This is a genomic window from Psychrobacillus sp. FSL K6-2365 (assembly GCF_038003165.1).
Lineage (GTDB): Bacteria > Bacillota > Bacilli > Bacillales_A > Planococcaceae > Psychrobacillus > Psychrobacillus psychrodurans.
Map to the genome: position 1 here is coordinate 4,024,821 of NZ_JBBOOO010000001.1, position 17,221 is coordinate 4,042,041.

At 36.0% G+C, this 17,221-nt stretch carries 22 protein-coding genes; 5 read left to right on the forward strand and 17 right to left on the reverse strand.

Annotation, left to right across the window (positions count from 1 at the left end; genetic code table 11):
* Positions 1 to 27: 27 nt before the first annotated feature.
* Entirely contained in the window at positions 28 to 627 is a 600-nt protein-coding gene (locus MKY29_RS20385) for a GNAT family N-acetyltransferase (RefSeq protein ID WP_340880663.1), read from the forward strand.
* A 34-nt stretch (positions 628 to 661) separates the two neighbouring features.
* Positions 662 to 1,114, forward strand: a complete 453-nt coding sequence (locus MKY29_RS20390; RefSeq protein WP_093496263.1) for a GNAT family N-acetyltransferase — start codon at positions 662 to 664, stop codon at positions 1,112 to 1,114.
* Between the two features lie 330 nt (positions 1,115 to 1,444).
* Here MKY29_RS20390 and MKY29_RS20395 read toward each other — a convergent pair whose 3' ends face one another.
* Positions 1,445 to 1,750, reverse strand: a complete 306-nt coding sequence (locus tag MKY29_RS20395; protein ID WP_093496262.1) for a DUF3817 domain-containing protein — start codon at positions 1,748 to 1,750, stop codon at positions 1,445 to 1,447.
* 23 nt (positions 1,751 to 1,773) lie between these two features.
* A complete protein-coding gene (locus MKY29_RS20400; RefSeq protein ID WP_093496261.1) occupies positions 1,774 to 2,115 on the reverse strand; it encodes a zinc ribbon domain-containing protein YjdM in 342 nt (113 codons plus the stop codon).
* A gap of 156 nt (positions 2,116 to 2,271) precedes the next feature.
* Here MKY29_RS20400 and MKY29_RS20405 point away from each other — a divergent pair, with 156 nt between their 5' ends.
* Positions 2,272 to 2,421: a hypothetical protein gene (locus tag MKY29_RS20405; protein ID WP_241598121.1), complete on the forward strand. Its 150-nt coding sequence runs from the start codon at positions 2,272 to 2,274 to the stop codon at positions 2,419 to 2,421.
* Positions 2,422 to 2,669: 248 nt separating this feature from the next.
* Here the strand turns inward: MKY29_RS20405 and MKY29_RS20410 are convergent, their stop codons facing one another.
* The 3 genes from MKY29_RS20410 to MKY29_RS20420 form a co-directional block, all read right to left on the reverse strand.
* Positions 2,670 to 4,277: a thiamine pyrophosphate-binding protein gene (locus MKY29_RS20410; RefSeq protein WP_241598123.1), complete on the reverse strand. Its 1,608-nt coding sequence runs from the start codon at positions 4,275 to 4,277 to the stop codon at positions 2,670 to 2,672.
* Between the two features lie 151 nt (positions 4,278 to 4,428).
* The gene (locus tag MKY29_RS20415; protein WP_241598124.1) at positions 4,429 to 5,061 is read right to left on the reverse strand and encodes an FMN-dependent NADH-azoreductase; all 633 of its coding nucleotides are present in this window, start codon (positions 5,059 to 5,061) and stop codon (positions 4,429 to 4,431) included.
* Between the two features lie 129 nt (positions 5,062 to 5,190).
* Positions 5,191 to 6,342: an MFS transporter gene (locus tag MKY29_RS20420; protein ID WP_241598252.1), complete on the reverse strand. Its 1,152-nt coding sequence runs from the start codon at positions 6,340 to 6,342 to the stop codon at positions 5,191 to 5,193.
* A gap of 100 nt (positions 6,343 to 6,442) precedes the next feature.
* Here MKY29_RS20420 and yeiL point away from each other — a divergent pair, with 100 nt between their 5' ends.
* On the forward strand, positions 6,443 to 7,108 hold the full coding sequence (yeiL, locus tag MKY29_RS20425) for a transcriptional regulator YeiL (protein WP_340880664.1): 666 nt from the start codon (positions 6,443 to 6,445) through the stop codon (positions 7,106 to 7,108).
* A gap of 59 nt (positions 7,109 to 7,167) precedes the next feature.
* Here yeiL and MKY29_RS20430 read toward each other — a convergent pair whose 3' ends face one another.
* Together MKY29_RS20430 and MKY29_RS20435 are read right to left on the reverse strand one after the other, a co-directional pair.
* Complete coding sequence (locus MKY29_RS20430) at positions 7,168 to 8,418, reverse strand: MFS transporter (protein ID WP_090565826.1); 1,251 nt, start codon at positions 8,416 to 8,418, stop codon at positions 7,168 to 7,170.
* A gap of 330 nt (positions 8,419 to 8,748) precedes the next feature.
* Positions 8,749 to 9,804, reverse strand: a complete 1,056-nt coding sequence (locus MKY29_RS20435) for an LLM class flavin-dependent oxidoreductase (protein WP_090565824.1) — start codon at positions 9,802 to 9,804, stop codon at positions 8,749 to 8,751.
* Positions 9,805 to 9,955: 151 nt separating this feature from the next.
* Here MKY29_RS20435 and MKY29_RS20440 point away from each other — a divergent pair, with 151 nt between their 5' ends.
* The gene (locus tag MKY29_RS20440) at positions 9,956 to 10,294 is read left to right on the forward strand and encodes a winged helix-turn-helix transcriptional regulator (RefSeq protein ID WP_090566533.1); all 339 of its coding nucleotides are present in this window, start codon (positions 9,956 to 9,958) and stop codon (positions 10,292 to 10,294) included.
* Between the two features lie 165 nt (positions 10,295 to 10,459).
* Here MKY29_RS20440 and MKY29_RS20445 read toward each other — a convergent pair whose 3' ends face one another.
* The 10 genes from MKY29_RS20445 to MKY29_RS20490 all read right to left on the reverse strand — a co-directional run bounded on the left by MKY29_RS20445 (position 10,460) and on the right by MKY29_RS20490 (position 17,111).
* Complete coding sequence (locus MKY29_RS20445) at positions 10,460 to 10,903, reverse strand: GNAT family N-acetyltransferase (RefSeq protein ID WP_093496255.1); 444 nt, start codon at positions 10,901 to 10,903, stop codon at positions 10,460 to 10,462.
* Between the two features lie 27 nt (positions 10,904 to 10,930).
* Positions 10,931 to 11,125 carry a hypothetical protein gene (locus tag MKY29_RS20450; RefSeq protein ID WP_093496254.1) on the reverse strand — a complete coding sequence of 65 codons (195 nt, stop codon included), beginning with the start codon at positions 11,123 to 11,125 and terminating at the stop codon, positions 10,931 to 10,933.
* Entirely contained in the window at positions 11,118 to 11,786 is a 669-nt protein-coding gene (locus MKY29_RS20455; protein WP_340880665.1) for an alpha/beta hydrolase, read from the reverse strand. The genes MKY29_RS20450 and MKY29_RS20455 overlap by 8 nt, the downstream gene beginning before the upstream one ends.
* Positions 11,787 to 11,818: 32 nt before the next feature.
* The gene (locus MKY29_RS20460) at positions 11,819 to 12,274 is read right to left on the reverse strand and encodes a GNAT family N-acetyltransferase (RefSeq protein WP_241598126.1); all 456 of its coding nucleotides are present in this window, start codon (positions 12,272 to 12,274) and stop codon (positions 11,819 to 11,821) included.
* 41 nt (positions 12,275 to 12,315) lie between these two features.
* Complete coding sequence (locus MKY29_RS20465; protein ID WP_340880666.1) at positions 12,316 to 12,471, reverse strand: hypothetical protein; 156 nt, start codon at positions 12,469 to 12,471, stop codon at positions 12,316 to 12,318.
* Positions 12,472 to 12,839: 368 nt separating this feature from the next.
* Complete coding sequence (locus tag MKY29_RS20470) at positions 12,840 to 13,424, reverse strand: lipoprotein BA_5634 family protein (protein ID WP_241598128.1); 585 nt, start codon at positions 13,422 to 13,424, stop codon at positions 12,840 to 12,842.
* 310 nt (positions 13,425 to 13,734) lie between these two features.
* A complete protein-coding gene (locus MKY29_RS20475; protein WP_093496250.1) occupies positions 13,735 to 14,412 on the reverse strand; it encodes an ABC transporter permease in 678 nt (225 codons plus the stop codon).
* The gene (locus tag MKY29_RS20480; protein ID WP_241598129.1) at positions 14,405 to 15,328 is read right to left on the reverse strand and encodes an ABC transporter ATP-binding protein; all 924 of its coding nucleotides are present in this window, start codon (positions 15,326 to 15,328) and stop codon (positions 14,405 to 14,407) included. Before MKY29_RS20480 ends, MKY29_RS20475 begins: the two co-directional genes overlap by 8 nt.
* A gap of 148 nt (positions 15,329 to 15,476) precedes the next feature.
* Positions 15,477 to 16,412: a sensor histidine kinase gene (locus MKY29_RS20485; protein ID WP_241598130.1), complete on the reverse strand. Its 936-nt coding sequence runs from the start codon at positions 16,410 to 16,412 to the stop codon at positions 15,477 to 15,479.
* Positions 16,413 to 17,111, reverse strand: a complete 699-nt coding sequence (locus MKY29_RS20490; protein WP_276517590.1) for a response regulator transcription factor — start codon at positions 17,109 to 17,111, stop codon at positions 16,413 to 16,415.
* Positions 17,112 to 17,221 lie beyond the last annotated feature (110 nt).

Consider the following 17,221-nt stretch of genomic DNA (forward strand, 5'->3'; position numbering starts at 1 on the left):
TTATGTTCTATGAAGGAGGGAACCTATTTGAGTCAGTTATTGTTTGCTGAACCACCTGTCTTAGAGAGTGAAAGCATCATACTCAGGCCTTTACAACAAGAGAATGCAAAATATTTATTTTCTATTAGCTACCCTGAAGTTTGGACTTATATGTTTGGTACAATTAATTCGGAAACTGAAATGGAAAAACATGTGTCAAAAAAAATTCTACTTCGCAATCAAATGACAGCATTACCGTTTGTGGTTGTTTTAAAAGAAACAAATGAAATTATAGGAAGTACAAGTATTTATGATATCAACCTAAGTCAGAAGTCATGTGAAATAGGAGCAACTTGGTATGCAGGTAACTTTTTAGGGACTTTTGTCAATTTGGAGTGTAAGTACCTACTACTCAAATATTGTTTCGAGGAATTAAAGATGATAAGAGTACAATTTAAGACAGATGAGAGAAATATCCGTTCTCAAAAAGCTATCAAACGCTTAGGAGCTACTAAAGAAGGTATCTTAAGGAAAGAAAGAATTCTTGAAAACGGATATATTAGAAATGCAGTTATATACTCAATTACCGATGATGATTGGGTAAAAGTAAAACAGCTGATAATAGAAAAAAGCATGAGAACAAAATAGTTGAACAGGAATTGCGCTATTAGTGAGGAATTATATGAAATATGAGGTAAAACATATATATAATCTATTGAATGTTGATTTGGATAGTTTAGTAAATCAAAGCAAAGGTGAAGGCTTTCGTTTTGTAGAAAGATTAATAATAGATTATAAAAATGGTAGGAATACTTTTAACCATTTTGGAGAAGGTTTATTTGGTGTATTTAACGAAGAAGATATACTTGTTGCTATTGGTGGATTAAATAAAGACCCATTTTCTAATGAACCACATATTGGCAGACTGAGAAGATTTTATGTCAGCAAAGAGTATAGGAGAATTGGTATAGGGAGTCTATTGTTAAAAAGGATAATTGACGAAGCAAAAGGTTATTATAAAATTTTGGTGCTTCACACTGATTCCGAACAGGCTGATGAATTTTATTCTTCTATTGGATTCTCAAAAGGAAAACTTTATCTAAATTCAAGTCACTTTATGGAGTTCAAAAACTAAAGTGTTATTCAATTAACTTGTTCTTTAGTAGAAGAGATAGGTAGAAAATGAGCCAAGAAATACTTCTCTTAGTACATTTAATTATTCAATTTGTTATCTGAAGTTCGCATGAGAAGGGTACAGCGCTGACCAACAAGATGTAAGTCGCAGCCGTTGCCACACGGAGTTGCGCTCTTATCTTTCGTTCCGTAGTAAGACTTTCACAGTGATTTGTAGGCTCACCGCTTACCCTGTGGAAAGCACCCTTCTATAATGTAGTTCAGCAGGATTATTAGATAGATTTTATTCTTCAAAATACTAGAATCTCTTGACTTACAGACATGAATATTTTTAGTTTTGGAACCGCGTTTCCATCTTTTTTAATTGCCAGTCATAAAAAAAGTTTCCAAAAGGAATAAATGCTACTGCCAAAGCTAACATAGACCAAATAATATTCCATCTTAATCGAATTTGTGCATATAAAATAACAAGCACATACGACACAAAGATAAAACCATGTACTGAGCCAGCTATTGTAACCGCCATTGGTATATCCATCCAATACTTTAATGGCATCGCTATAAATAGGAGGATTACTAGGGAAATACCATCTAAAATGCCGGCAATCCTTAATTGTCCAAGTGTCGTTTTAATCATATATTACACCCTCAATTCTTTAGTTATATCTTTTTTACAAATTCCGATTTTAGTTTCATCGCACCGAACCCATCAATTTTACAGTCGATGTTATGATCTCCTTCTACTAAGCGGATACTTTTTACCTTCGTACCTTGTTTCAATGTAGAGGAACTACCCTTTACCTTTAAGTCTTTAATAACCGTTACTGCATCCCCGTCATTTAAGACATTTCCATTAGAGTCTTTTACAATTTGCTGTTCCTCATTACTATCGCCTACTGACTGTTGCGACCATTCGTGTGCACATTCCGGACAAACAAAGTTACTTCCATCTTCATATGTATACTCTGAATTACATTTCGGACAATTTGGTAAAGCTTCCATAATATTATTATTCCTCCATTCACTATTAATCTCCATTCTAATGTATTGCTTGCCTCCATTCAACCACTTACTGGCCCTAGTAGGTGTCTAGATGTTTACTATATTCTTCCTATGGGTACCTAAACTATAAGACTATAACGGCAGGAGTGAACTAAAATGGAAGAAGAGAAACGCGTAGAAGTGCGCCGCGAAGAAAGAACAGATTCTGGAATGGTTGGTGCCACTTTCATCAAATATGCCGCATACTTAATAATATTCTTTGGTGTCCTTTGGTTCTTAATCTCATATGTATTTCCAATGTTTTAATTCAAAAATTAGAAGTACCGATCGATATACAATGGAAAGGTTCAGTTAAAGGCGTACCTTACAGAGGGTAAGTCAGTCTAAATTCGTGACTTAGTGTCACATCGACTGACCCGCATCGCGTGGCCCCGAAAACCTAAAGTAACTCGAGGGAAAAAGCGATATCTCCATTAAATGTTTAATGGAGATATCGCTTTTTATATGGAAAATATTTATTAATCTGTATGCATATCAATCTAATCCAATACTTTTTATTCCGTTTCCGGAAAGAATGCTTGCGCAGTTAATACATTCACTAAACTTGGTCCTGCTGTTCTAATTGCGTTCTGGATAGCAGATTCTAACTCTCCCTCTTCTTCGACCCCAAAAGCTGTCCAACTGCAAGCTTCTGCTACTTTTACAAAGTCAGGATTCGTTAAGTCGGTCCCTTCTTCCTTTAATCCTGCTGCTTGTATTTTATCGCTTTCCATCTGCAAAGCACCATTATTAAACACAATAACTGTAATATCTAAGTTGTAACGCGTCGCCGTTAACAAGTCTGCAAGTGTCATTTCGAGACCACCGTCTCCTACGATAGCAATGACTTGTTTATCTGGCTTCTCCATTTTCGCTGCGATTGCTGCAGGTAATCCAAAGCCCATTGAACGCCAATAACCAGAAAACAGGATAGTTTGCTTGCTTTGGCGGAAATTACGATTCATCCAGACTGTCACATCTCCAGTATCTATTGTTAGTATGGCGTCTTCTGCAACTGACCGCTCTATAGCTCGAACAATACGCGAAGGATGTAGAGGATGATCGGTGATTTTTCCTTCCTGTTCGTTTTCATTTGCCCATTTTATTTTTATTTGTTCGATACGATTAAGCCATTCGGTATTCGGTTCATACCCGGTAATAGCTTTTTGAAGAAGTGGAATAACTTGCTCTGTTTTACCTTTAATAGCTATTTCTACAGGAATACCACTTGAAGCACTTTCTATATGTGTATCAATCTGAATAATCCTAGCTTTCTCTGGAACATAGCCTTCTGGCCACCAGGAGACACCTGCAAGAAGTACAACATCTGCCTCTTTAAAAGCTTCTGAGGTATGAGGATTTCCTCCTTCACCAATTCCTTGGAGAAGATACGGAGTTGTTTCCTCAAAAAGTCCTTTCCCACCGAAGCTTGTAATAATGCCTGCTCCCCATAACTTGGATAAGCTAATTACTGCCTCATTGGCTTTCCAAGCACCTGCGCCAGCTAAAATCATTGGGGACTTTGCCGTTTTCATCAGGGATGCCACTTCTGTCAAATCCTCACTTTGGAATGTCTCTGCTCCCTCAATTACTTTTGGAAGTGGTCGAGCCTCCACCTGCGTTTCTTTTTCAAATAAATCCTTAGGTATAGACAAATGAGTAACCGCTCGTTGTTGCAAAGAAATTTGAGTAGCTTTTTGTAGTAATTCTACAATTGCATCTTCACTTGCTAAATTAGCTGAATAAGTAGCAAATGGTTTGAAGAGTTCTTGCTGATCTACATATTGTTGGAAGTCGGTTCCAATTTTATTTAACGGCGCTTGACCTGTTAACGCTAGTACTGGGGCCTTATCTGCATAGGCATCCCCTAAGCCATTAAGAAGGTTTGTTGCTCCCGGTCCCATTGTTGATGTACAAACAGCAAGCTTTCCTGTCAGCTTTGCCTCTGCAGAAGCCATAAAGGCTGCAACTGATTCATGTTTCACTGCAATAAATTGAATCTTATCCTGCTTAGCTAATGCATCTAATAATCCAATGATTGTATCTCCCGTGACACCATAAATACGCTTAACTCCATAGTAAGACAACTGATCCAATATCACTTCAGCAACTGTTTTTCCCATAAAAACTAACCTCTCCTTTATGTATTGTTTAACAAAGTGATTCCCTTGAATCAAATAATATAAACGTAACATAGAGTAGCTAGATTCTTAGGGCAAAAAAAAACGTTCATAAAGTCTCGTTAAAGACTCCATGAACGTCTATTAATAATAGTTATACTAGTTGTTTAGATAGTTTGGCAGCAGCGGCTTTAACTTTTTCTAAGCCTTCTGCTACGATTGCATCTGCTTGTGCGGGCATAGCATTATGCCCTTCGATTACTACTTCATCCACGATTTGCATACCAAAAACGCCACCTAATACATTTTTCATGTAGTTTACTGCCATTTCCATTGGTGCTGCTTCTGGTGAAGAATAAATACCGCCACGAGCATTTAAGATAACTGCTTTTTTGTCAGTCAATAATTGAACTGCTTGACCATTCTCGTCATATTTGAAAGAGAAGCCAGCTTGATAAATATAGTCGATAAACACTTGCAACGGTGCTGGAATTGTTAAATTCCATAACGGGAATGCAAATACAACTACGTCAGCAGCAGTTACCGCGTCCATTGCTTTTTGTTTAGCAGCGATTAAACGAGCTTCTAAATCTGTTAACTCTATTCCCTCTGATAATTTACCAAATGCATTAAAAAGATCTTGTCCGATAAAAGGCATGTCTTCTGCAAACACATCATAAGTTGTTACGTTTGCACCTTCTAAATTTTCCATAAATGTATCATACATTCTGCTAGAAATACCTTCTGCAGAAGGACGGTTGTTTGCTTTAACTACTAAAATATTCACGATTAATTCCTCCAATGTTGTTATTACATTGGTTATGATAACAGATATATTATGCTACTTTCAATTATTTTGAATTCGAAGCGAATAATTATTCCATGATTGTCACGAACTTTTCACAATTCATTACGCTTAATATCTTAAATTTTTACGTGATATTAGTATAAGAATAATTGCTGGAACAGTACAAACAATCATCCCAAGAAAAGCTAATCCTGGCTGAATTTCATATAGATAGCCCCCAAGAAAAGTTAATATTGCTGTGCTTAAGCTTAATGCCAATCCCGAATATATACCCTGTGCATTTGGAATTTGCTCTTTTGGCAAAGAAATCGTTAAATAACGAATAAAAGCAATATGAGCCATCCCGAAAGACAAGGCATGCAACGCTTGTGAAATAATAAATATACCTACATTAGGAAATAAAAAGATTAATACCCAACGAAGTGTAGACCCAGCTCCCGCCAATAAAAATAAGGAGGATGGACGCCATTTAGACAAAAAGTTATCTGCCTTCATGAAATACAAAATCTCAAAAATAACTGCTATATTAATAATCATACCAATATAGAAAGCATTAACATCTAACTCCTGCAAATATATATATCCATAATTATAGTAAGCCGCGTGCGCACCTTGAAGTAAAAATACTACAATGAGAACAACCGGAAATGTTTTTACTTTCCACAATTCCTTCATAGATAGTTTTTGCCTTCTATCTTCTATAGAGGGCTTTGTAAGCAATGGTCCTGGAGTCGGCATGAACTGTTTGATCAATAGGAATATTAAGCCTATAATCATACTCCATAGAATCGCCTGCTCTCCCCAAAAGCCCGTTAACATACTTATTATAAGAACCGCAATAACAAACCCAATCGATCCATAAGAACGACTTTTACCGTAATGTACCTTTCCTTGTTGGACAAGTGATGAAGCTCCACTTTCGATTGCTGGCATCAATGTCGGATACACTAAACTAAATAATATCGTGATTAGTAATAAAGAAACTCTAGAAGTAGCTGGTATATAGAAAACAGCTGCACATAAAGCTAACATAGTAAAGGTAATAATTATTTTTTTATTGCTCATATATTTTGACATAAATGGAAATACAAACATTGTCGCTACCGCACGTGCTACTAATCCAAATGCCATAATCATACTTGCATCAGCTACAGTTAAATTCTTAGCTTGCACTAACCAGCCAGTCCAGTATGGTAAAAAGATTCCCCATGTAAAAAAGAAGACAAAGAAGCTCTGTGAAAGCCATCGTTGATTGTTTATCATCTTCTGATCCCTCCAATTGCTAGATTGAATGATAGCATGAGTCAAATTATAATAATAGGAGATATCTCATATTTTTATCAAAGGAGGATGAGTAATTTTGAAAAGAATAGAAGGACCACAGCAATTATATTATATTGAAAACAATACCATTCAATCATTTTTCTCCTTTGATATTTCTCCTTACATAGAGGTTTTTGAATTCGATAAAGGTGATTTTATCATTCAAGAAGGAGCAGAACCTGAATACCTCTTTTATATGGTGGAAGGGAAAGCAAAACTCTATGTAACCCACAAAAACGGAAAGGTCTCCTTGATAAACTTTTTAACTCCTCCTATATTTATGGGAGAAATTGAACTGCTAAATGAAGAAAAATATTCCAAAAGCATTCAAACTAGCTCAAGGTCAATTTGTATTGCTATTGCTATAGAAAAATGTAAAGAAAAGTTATTAGCAGATGCACACTTCCTAAAGTATTTATGTATATTTTTGAGCAATAAATCAACGGTACACTCTGCCAAATATACTAAACATCAAGCATATCCACTTGAAAACAAACTAGCAGAATTTATACTTTTGTCCTCACACCACGACATCTATAAGGAAAAGCATACGGAAATTAGCGATTATTTTGGTGTATCATACCGCCATTTACTTCATACATTCGCCCAATTAGCCGACGCAGGAATTATAGAAAAAATAAAAATGGGCTACAAAATAAAAAGTAAAGAAAAGCTTCAAGCATTAGCCGACGAAATTAAATAATATCCATCATTAAAACACCTTGAAACGATTTACTAACCGTCTCAAGGTGTTTATAGTTTTTATTTATTTAAATCGACTGACTCTTGGACCACAACAGGTTCTCCTGCCTTTAATAGTACTTTATTTCTTCCTAATAACAGTCCCAATATCAACATAAGTATTCCTGTGCCTAGTAATATCCATTCTACTCTCACGATATCTGCCATGGGTCCGAAGATGAGCATCCCAATCGGCATCATAGAAGTTGCTATCATCCCAAACACACCAAATATCCTTCCAAGGTAATCACCTTCAACACGTTCCTGAATTAGTACTGTAGTTGGTGTATTGAACACTGGCATGGATACTCCGAATAGCCCCATGAAAAGTAAGTAAGCCCAAAAGATCGGCATAACACCTAAGGCAATCGTACAAACACCCATGACAACACTGGCGAGTGTCATCGTATGCACTTTGTTGGCAAAGCCACCCCAAGATGCAATAATAGCTCCCCCTGCCATCATACCAATAGAAAAGGCAATTTCAATGGCAGTTAATCGCCATACATCATCCCCAAAGCTACGTGTCACTTGTAGTGGAGTTAAAAATGCAGCTGGTGCCATCAGAATGAAAAATAACGCAAAAAACAAAAAGAATTTCTTTAAAAATGCATGGTTATTTATATACGATAAACCTTCTTTAAAATCAGCAAGATAGCTAGTCGTTTGTTGCATAGATGCCTTCGCATGTGCTGGAATTTTCAAAAACACGAGCAAAGTTGCGATTGCAATAGCTGCAGTGACAACATCTACAAAGAAAATTATTTCTAGCGTAGTCATCGTCAGCAATGCTGCACTCACCATAGGCGACACAAACATTATAATCGCCTGTATACTTCCATTAGTTCCGCTTACCTTCGTAAGTTTATCCTCTGGAACAATTTGTGGCAAAATAGCCCCCACGGCTGGTCCTTGAATACCGGTTCCTACCGCTCGAACAGCCGCCATAGCAAACAGGAGCCAAATAGCATCGTATCCCATTAAAAAGACAATTGCCATTACGAGAGTTGCTGTAGCAATTAGGCCATCTGATAAGATTATGAGCATCTTTCGATTGTAGCGATCTGCCCAAACTCCAGCAAATGGAGATAAAATAAAGGTAGGAATGAACCCACATAATATAAACAGTGTCATCATCATTCCAGATTTAGTAGTAAGTGTTACATGCCACATAATCGCATATTGGACCAACGACGAACCAAATAGCGATATCGTTTGACTGCTTAAAAAGATAATAATATTCCTTTTCCAATTTTCAAACTCTGTATTCATCTTCTTCACGACCTTTTCTTAAATATTTCTGCTTGAAAAGTAAATGGTAAGGTCTTTTTTGCTCGAGTCGAAAAAGATTAAGTATTTAACTATTTTTAGACAACAAAAAAGAGGGCAGATTTCCCCTCTTTTTTGATAAACGTAAATAAAGTTTTCCCAAAAAGACAGACTAATCCCATTTACTCCACACTAGTGCAGAGCCCTTGATCCTATTCAATTAATGGTTCAAAGTTTGGATTCTAAGTCTCATAGATGCTGTCAAAAGGAAAACCTCCCGTTCTTTAAAGTGAATTTCATTTTACCATATATTTTTTTACTATTCAATAAATACTATTTAGCTGTATATTTTTTAATAGCAGGTAGAATTTCATTGCCGATGAGTTCAATATTCTTCATAAGTTTATCGAAAGGTACGCCACCAAAATCCATTTGTCCAATATATCTTTGATGACCAAATACTTCATGCTGATATAGAATTTTTTCGATAATTTGCTGTGGACTTCCGATATTCATGACATTGTGCGGGTCTGCCCCTAAAGCAAATGCATCTTTTGGATAACCACTGCCATTCGATAATTTCATTCCTTCATTGATATAAGGATAGTATTCGTTTTGTGCCTGTTGCGTCGTTTCGGCTGCGTAAAAGAAACCCGCTGTAGCAACTGGAAGTTCAGAAGGATCAAAGCCACTCCTTTTAGCAGCATCTCTATATGCTTCAATGGAGCGTTTAAAAGAGGAGACAGGTCCCCCTAAAGTAGCTAAGAACATCGGTACACCAGCATTTCCTGCCTTAATTGCACTTGCAGGATGCCCACCTACTGCACGCCAAATAGGTAAAGAGCCTCCCTGCGGACGTGGTATGACGCTTGCATCTTTTAGTGGTGCACGGAATTGTCCATTCCAATTGACGACATTTTCTTGGTTAATCATTAGTAATAAATCGAACTTTTCTTCGTATAGCTCCTCGTAGTATCGAACATCGTATCCTAACAACTCAAAAAGCCCTATTCTAGATGCACGTCCAGCTACGATTTCTGCTCGTCCCTTGGACAGCAAATCTATTGTTGCAAAGTCTTCATAGACCCGCACTGGATCTGACGTACTTATAATCGATGACGAACTCGCAATTTTTATTGTATTAGTTGCCTGTGCAATTGCAGCTAAAACAACTGTGTGGGCCTGTGTTGCAAAATATTCCTGATGACTTTCCCCAACACTGAAGAAATCTATTCCAGCCTGTTCTGCTAGCTTTGCCAATTCAATAATTTCATGTAGGCGCTGCGTTGCAGTAATACGTTCTCCTGTGTGAGGATTCGGCATATGATCTCCTAATGTATATAACCCAAATTCTAAACCTTTTCTTTGATCAATACGGTATTTCTCCATTAACCTCACCCTTCTGTTTAAATAGATTCTCTATAAAATCATTACTTCTCATATAGCAGTATAGTATTGAAATTCTCTTTCCGTAAGTACGCACAAAAAAGTGGTATAGTATACATAATGATACTAACTGTGAGGAGACTATACTGTGGATATGGATATGCAACCAGAGCTTTGCAAAGTGGACGATGCTTTAGGTATTCTAGTCGGAAAATGGAAACCAATTATTTTATTAATCCTTTTACAAGAAGGTACAAAAAGATTCAGTGATTTAAAACGTAGAGTACCTGGCATCACTCAAAAAATGCTAACAAAACAGCTGCGAGAGTTAGAGGAAGAAGATATCATTACGCGTAATGTCTATGCTCAGGTTCCGCCGAAAGTAGAATATTCCATTAGTGAGTATGGAGAAAGCTTAGAACCCATTTTGGTAGCCATGCACGAATGGGGTACAGCACATACTCTTCATAAAACGAAAAAAGGACAACTATAAGCAGGTTAGCTTGCGATTCTCGACTCGGAACTTGCTATTTGAGGGTGCGATGTTGCGATTTAGGGTTGTGGAGTTGCGATTCTCGAACTGCAAATTGCGATTTGAGATTTTCCTTATAAAAACGGCCCCTAATTAGAAAGGAGCCGTTTTACTTATGTAGAATTGCTATTCTATTTCTCTAGCCGGGATTATCATATCAATATGCGGAATATTATCTTCTAAATATACTTCCGACACTGTTTCAAAACCAAAGGATCGATAAAATTCTTCCAAATGCGCTTGAGCCTGTGCATAGATAGGCATTCCTGGATAAATTGTTTCTATATATTCCAGTCCCCTCGCTACAAGCTCTCTCCCTAATCCAGATTTACGATAATTCCCGGCCACTAGTACTCTCCCAATATGGATATTATCCTCTTCTGGAAACACACGCATGTATGCACATAATTCATTATTTTCCTCTTTAAAAATATGTGCGCTTATTAGGTCCAAATCGTCTACTTCTGGATATGGGCAATTCTGCTCCACTACAAAAACAGCCACTCTCTCTTTATAAATACGTTGTAACTCCAAAGGACTTAACTCTTCAAAGGCCATATAATTCCACATATACATCACTCCTTACTTTAAACCCTATTATATACCATCAAACAGATTCCATATCAATCTTCCTACTCCTCTAACTAACCAGAAAATCATACGGAAAGGAAGGAAAAGCAATTCTGGTATCCAAAAGAAAACCTCAAACATAAAGTCACCAAATGTGTATCGATCACTATATTTTCTACGGTTCTTCCTAATTTTCTTTTTAGTTTCCCACCGTTCACTCATTACTTATCACTTCCCTTAATAAAAAGTCTTCTATATCAGTTATGATACTTTTTAATATATCAAAGGATTTATAAAAATCTTTATCATCTTCTAGTCTGTGATTTGCATTTGGTATTAGTCTCGCTGTAATATGCTGATTCTTCTCTATTATGCCCCATCTTTTCTCAGAATAAATTTTATCTTTATCTCCAAGTATGCATAATCCTTTATTTGAGGTTTCACTTATCACATTTAATATTTCGGTTCTATTTATTAGTGGCGTTAACCATACTCCCTTCGCACGTTTAAAAATTTTTCGATTTAACTCAGAGCTCATTGCTATTGTTCCAATTGATTTGCCGATAAATATATAGTTTTCATAGGAGTGAGATTCAAGAACCTTATCTATCACCGTTTTTGCATCCGTTATGACCGCTTTGTATAAATCTTCCTGACTTAAATCATCATAAAATTCATCCTTGTATGGAAAATTGACTTCTAAAATATGTACAGACTGTTTAAATATCATTTCACCTAAAAAGTGAAATATAGGGCTATTTACCGTATAATTTGAACCTGGAAAAAAGATTACTAAATCCTTTGCGCAGTCCGTTCTCCCATGCATCGTATATGGTATCTTCATACCTTTGAATCCAGTAACACTTGAATTTATATACTTCATATAGAAAAACTCCTTCGTCTATACTCCTTATATTATCTATGTCCATCTTTTCTAGCCTGTATATACCCATAATAACTACAGGTTCCTTGTTGGCTTAAATCCTTTACCTCAAAGCCACATTTCTCATAAAAACTAAAATTATTTGCTGATGTATGGGCAAACCAATCTCCATGAGGCAACTTTTGAACACATAATTCCACAAGCTTTCGGCCAATACCTTTCCCTTGATAATCCGAATGCACTACTAAGTCCATAATGTTTGCTGCCATTATCTGATCGGAAATGACTCTTACCATCCCAATCATTTTTTCATCATCCCAAACAGTATATGCCCATGTGGAGTTTTCAAATATAAGCGTAAATTTTTCTTTCTGCCAATCTGGCGTATGATTAATCCATCCGGCATCTTTAAAAAGTTCTTCTACGCTTTCAGCAGGAATACCCATGGTTCCTTCCCTAATAACGAGCCCTTCAAAATAATGATACATCTGTAACTCCCCCTTCATGGTTATTAGTATATATACTACATTTAGGTAGGTATTTCCTTTTTTATCGCAAATATCCAATAAGAAAAGATTCTCAGTCCTCTCTCAACAGAAACATAGATATACTGTTGATTGTAGCGAAGGGCGGACGCTTCCTTCGCTTCGATCCATCCTGGGTCTTTTGCTCGCGCTGTTCTCACTGGAGTCTCCTACATACGCTCCAATCAACCATGTACGCTTGAAGTAAACGGATATAATTGAAGTCAATAGTACTTACTATTTTATCGTGTACTTGAAATCAGTAATATTGAACTGGACGCTAGTACAACGAAATTTTACTTTCTGCGACTCAAGCTGGAGAAGCGAAAAAGTCAAGATCCCACAGGTAGCGTAGCATACGAGAAGGCTCGGGCTCGGCTCGCCCACGGAAAGCGTCCACATAAGCGTAAATCACAAGAATATTCGTTCTTTAAAGCCCTACGAATCCAGTGTTCACAGAACATTTTTATACAATTTCTTATCTTTTTAAAAAAGGACTGCCCATGTATATGGACAGTCCCTACTTAACTTATTCTTGAATTCTGACAAGTTGTGTCTTTTCTACATCATAATCTAATCCGTCTGCACTTGGATCTTTATCATACTCAAGTAAAGCCATCATTTTTTCTGTTCCTTTTATCGAATCGAAATCAGCATCATTTACGATTAGAAACATGTCGCCATAGGCTCTTCCCTCTCCAATAATCAAATTCCCCTCATATTCTACATTTAAATCCTTGCCTTCTAAGTTAAGTGCTGCTGGCTCTTTCTTTGCAAAAAGTATTCCTTCGCCTTCAGTTACTTTCGGAAGAGATGAAATTGCTTTTGTTTTCCCTTTCTCTTGATTTGTTATTTCTTTTATTAACTTTTTCTTTACAAGGGCTTGTACTGTTTCATCTGTTAGGACGATGATTTGTTGCCCATCATTTTCCATAACCTTAATCTTGTACTGATCTTCCTTTGCTAAATCATCCTTCTCTCGCTCCAAAGAATCGATGATTTGTTGTTCTTCCCCATAGAGAATTACTCCATTTGCTTTTGCAAACATATTACACCCCGTTAATATTGACGCAGCTATAAGAGTAGTTAGAAATATAATTAGTAATTTTTTCATTTTTGATTAGCTCCTTTTCATTTTTACTCTTCCTTGCTATTGACTTTATTATAGGAGGTAACCTTATCTTTAGCCTTCTCTTTAGATGACGTTTACATTACAATTTTGCAACTTAACGATTTCCCAAATTAAAAATAAGAAAAACCAGGTAAGTAAAATAATACCCGGTTCTTTAAACGAAACCGGTTTCAATCGATTTCAGTAAGCTTTGGATAGACCTGCTGCTATATGAAAAGAGACTTCCTACTATTTTCAAAGTAGAAAGCCACTTTTCCATATTGTATTATTCTTTTCCCATACTTCGACGCACTTAAATTTCCCCTACCTTCTTCACCTTGAAAATCGAGAGAATTATGCTAAGTCCTCCTAATAAGAAAAGTAATACTATTAAAAGGTCGAGATTCAGATTAAGCATCGGAGCGAAGTTAAGTAATTGCATGATTAATATTGCACAAAGTACAGTTGGAATAGTGAGTCTTTTCCATATACCTAGGAAATAGAGAGGTATAAAACTAATAACTGTAATCTGAAAAGATCGAATTATCATGTCCTTGAAATAGAGAAGTATATCATCTGGATTAAATTCTCCCATAATAAAAGGGTGTACTTGGTCAATTAAATAAGTAGAAACCGCTGTCAGTGTATAGGAAATAATTGTAACGAGGAAAACAAGAAGAGCTATAAAGAGAATTTTTGCTGTAAAGAGTTGTTTTCTATTGATAGGATAACTGTATGCAAGAGAGATGGTTTTATTTTTATATTCATCAATAAACACCTGATTTATAAGAGAAGCCCCGAAGAGAATTAGCCCTGTTTGAATTGCCTTATTAAGCTCCATTACTGTTGTAAAGCTATTACCAAAATCTGCACTAACTTGTTTTATAAAGAGTAACGGTAAAAACATGAGGGCAATCCAGTAGATTATCACTTCTCCAATTATTATATGTCGCTTCAACTTTTTTCCTTCTAAGAGAATAAGTTTAATCAAGTTTGCCACCCCCATTTACCTGCTCGTAAAAGTAGTCTTCCAAAGAACTCGTGTGTTTTTTTATTTCTTCAATTTCCACATCATGAAGTATTAACATTTTGGAAATAGTCTTTTGTGAATGGGTTAAGTCATATATACGAATTCGATTATTAGTAACCATTTTGAAATTGGAAATTTGGAAATTACTTTCGAGTAAATAGAGTGCTTTTTCCATATTCGGGGTCATCAGTTCTATATACTCCGTTCGTTTCTTACGAATATCTGCTAAAGTAACTTCGTTCAACAATTTACCATTATTAATGACTCCTACCCTATCGACAACCTGTTCCATTTCTCCAAGAATATGACTGGAAAGTAAAAAAGTTATTCCATACTCTCTATTTAACATTAAGATTAAGTTTCGTATATCCTTAATACCGATTGGATCTAGACCATTTGTCGGCTCATCGAGAATAATTAGTTCTGGTTTCATGACGATAGCTCTCGCAATTCCTAATCGTTGCTTCATCCCCAGTGAAAAGTCCTTGACGGTTTTGTCTTCGGTATCTTTCAGCTGTACCATATCTAAAGCGTCATTAATCTCTTTCTCATCATAAAACCCTAAGTATTCTCCATGCAATTTCATATTTTCTATCGCTGTTAAATGCTCATAGAAGATTGGATATTCTATAACGCTCCCCACACGCTTTAAAACTGTTTTCGTTTCTTCTGTCAACTTTTGATTAAACAATAATACTTCCCCACTAGTAGGAGTTGTTATTCCAGTCAACATTTTCATAATCGTTGTTTTACCTGTTCCATTTCGCCCTAAAAACCCATAAATTTCCCCCTTTTTTACATGCAAATTTATATCAGAAATTATTGTTTTTCCTTTTAGCTTTTTCGTTAATCCACTAGTCTGAATTACGTAATCCACCTTAATCCCTCCCGTTCTTATATATTTATCATAATCGGCAAAGGTATCTTTTTTCTGTATTATTCCTTACAAATTTCTTAAGAATTTATATAGTTCTATAAGTATGCAAAAAAAGAAGGTCGTTCCAGTAGGACATCCCTTCCAAGCTTTAATATATTAATCGTTTGAAAATGCAGCTAAATACTGTTTTTTCGTATGGCTTACTGCTTAAATGAATCGATCCTTTCATCGACTCGGTTAACCGTTTTGTAATACTTAAGCCTAAACCACTCCCTTGAAATTCAGGGTTTCTAGCATCATCTAATGTATATAACCTTTCAAATATACGATCTTGATGTATCGTTTCAATTCCTTTACCATTATCCCAAATGTCAACGGCAACAAACTCTTCTTCCTCACGAACCGTCACGCCGAACATACCGCCATCACTTCCATATCGAATTGAGTTCGAAATGAGATTGTTAAATATTCGACTCAGAGCCTCTTCGTTTCCAAGAATATAAAGTGGTTGTTCAGGAATAACTATCTCTACTTGAATACCTTTGGATTTTAATAATTCGTAAAACTCCAACACTGTTTTCCGACAGACTTCATTGATTGCCACCTGCTTTAATGGAATTGCATAATCATCTGCATCTATTTTTACAAGGTCGAAAAATTGGTTCAGCAAATTAATGACATCTTTTGTTTTTTGGTAGAGTCGGTCGCTTACCTCTTTTCGTTCATCTTCAGTCATATTATCATTCAAGTTTAATTTTTCTACGTAGCCCAAAATTACCGTGAGCGGTGTCTTCAGATCATGAGACATATTTGATAGCATTTTACTGGAGCTGTCTTTTGCTTTTACATAATCGGCTTTTACTTTTTGGTTATAACTTAAGAAACGATTAATCTGGTTAAGTACAAGCTGAACAGCCTCTTGGTCAGTTTGTAATAACACCTTTTCTGCTGACTCATTTATGATAATATCTGATAACCTTGTGTGTATTTCCTTAAGGTTTTTTTTCATCTTAACTCTTAAAAAGTATTGAAGACCATTTAGTATTAGAAGAAAAATAATAATAAAAATTAAAATAGGAATCATCTATTTCTCTCCCAGTTTGTATCCAATACCCCATATCGTTTGGATATATTTCGGAGTAGAAGGATTTTCTTCAACCTTTTCTCGAAGTCGCCTAATATGAACATTAATGACGTTTTCATTACCATAATAATCATCCTCCCAAATTAAATGGTAAATCTGCTCCTTCGTGAACACTCTACTTGGATTACTCATAAATAGCTTCAATATATGGAACTCTTTGGATGTTAGTTGAATATGCCGCCCTTTAACCTCTGCAGAAAAAGTATTTAAGTCCAGCGTAAGCTCTAGGTAGTTTAATGTTTGTGAAGTGGTCTGATTATTTCCTGAAGTGTATTGTGTAGCCCTACGAATAGCAGCTTGCACCCTAGCAGTTAGTTCAATCATAGAAAAAGGCTTGCTAATATAATCATCTGCTCCAAATCCAAGGCCTAATGCTTTGTCCATTTCGTTACCTTTTGCCGAAATGATTAATATAGGAATCATACTTGTTGCTCTTACTTCCTTTAATACCTCCATCCCACTTAATCTTGGTAGCATCAAATCTAGCAAAATTAAATCAGGCTCTTTGTTTCTAAATATAACTAAAGCTTCCTCCCCATTAAATGCAGTCAGTACTCTAAAATTTTCCTGTTTTAAATGACTAGCTACTAGTTCACTAATTTCTTTGTCATCTTCTACGAGCAGAATATTCTTTTGCATTTTTCCACATCCATTTCACTGTGCCAATACCGCCATTATATATCATTTATAACCCAACGTGGAAAGGAAAAAAGACAGTCGTTGTAGAAGATAGCAAGAGATAAGGATGT

Bases quoted from the DNA above. Each gene is read 5' to 3' on its own strand.
- MKY29_RS20390 (WP_093496263.1), top strand. From the start codon at position 662: ATGAAATATGAGGTAAAACATATATATAATCTATTGAATGTTGATTTG.
- MKY29_RS20395 (WP_093496262.1), bottom strand. From the start codon at position 1,750: ATGATTAAAACGACACTTGGACAATTAAGGATTGCCGGCATTTTAGAT.
- MKY29_RS20400 (WP_093496261.1), bottom strand. From the start codon at position 2,115: ATGGAAGCTTTACCAAATTGTCCGAAATGTAATTCAGAGTATACATAT.
- MKY29_RS20405 (WP_241598121.1), top strand. From the start codon at position 2,272: ATGGAAGAAGAGAAACGCGTAGAAGTGCGCCGCGAAGAAAGAACAGAT.
- MKY29_RS20410 (WP_241598123.1), bottom strand. From the start codon at position 4,277: ATGGGAAAAACAGTTGCTGAAGTGATATTGGATCAGTTGTCTTACTAT.
- MKY29_RS20430 (WP_090565826.1), bottom strand. From the start codon at position 8,418: ATGAATACAGAGTTTGAAAATTGGAAAAGGAATATTATTATCTTTTTA.
- MKY29_RS20435 (WP_090565824.1), bottom strand. From the start codon at position 9,804: ATGGAGAAATACCGTATTGATCAAAGAAAAGGTTTAGAATTTGGGTTA.
- MKY29_RS20440 (WP_090566533.1), top strand. From the start codon at position 9,956: ATGGATATGCAACCAGAGCTTTGCAAAGTGGACGATGCTTTAGGTATT.
- MKY29_RS20445 (WP_093496255.1), bottom strand. From the start codon at position 10,903: ATGTGGAATTATATGGCCTTTGAAGAGTTAAGTCCTTTGGAGTTACAA.
- MKY29_RS20450 (WP_093496254.1), bottom strand. From the start codon at position 11,125: ATGAGTGAACGGTGGGAAACTAAAAAGAAAATTAGGAAGAACCGTAGA.
- MKY29_RS20455 (WP_340880665.1), bottom strand. From the start codon at position 11,786: ATGAAGTATATAAATTCAAGTGTTACTGGATTCAAAGGTATGAAGATA.
- MKY29_RS20460 (WP_241598126.1), bottom strand. From the start codon at position 12,274: ATGTATCATTATTTTGAAGGGCTCGTTATTAGGGAAGGAACCATGGGT.
- MKY29_RS20470 (WP_241598128.1), bottom strand. From the start codon at position 13,424: ATGAAAAAATTACTAATTATATTTCTAACTACTCTTATAGCTGCGTCA.
- MKY29_RS20485 (WP_241598130.1), bottom strand. From the start codon at position 16,412: ATGATTCCTATTTTAATTTTTATTATTATTTTTCTTCTAATACTAAAT.
- MKY29_RS20490 (WP_276517590.1), bottom strand. From the start codon at position 17,111: ATGCAAAAGAATATTCTGCTCGTAGAAGATGACAAAGAAATTAGTGAA.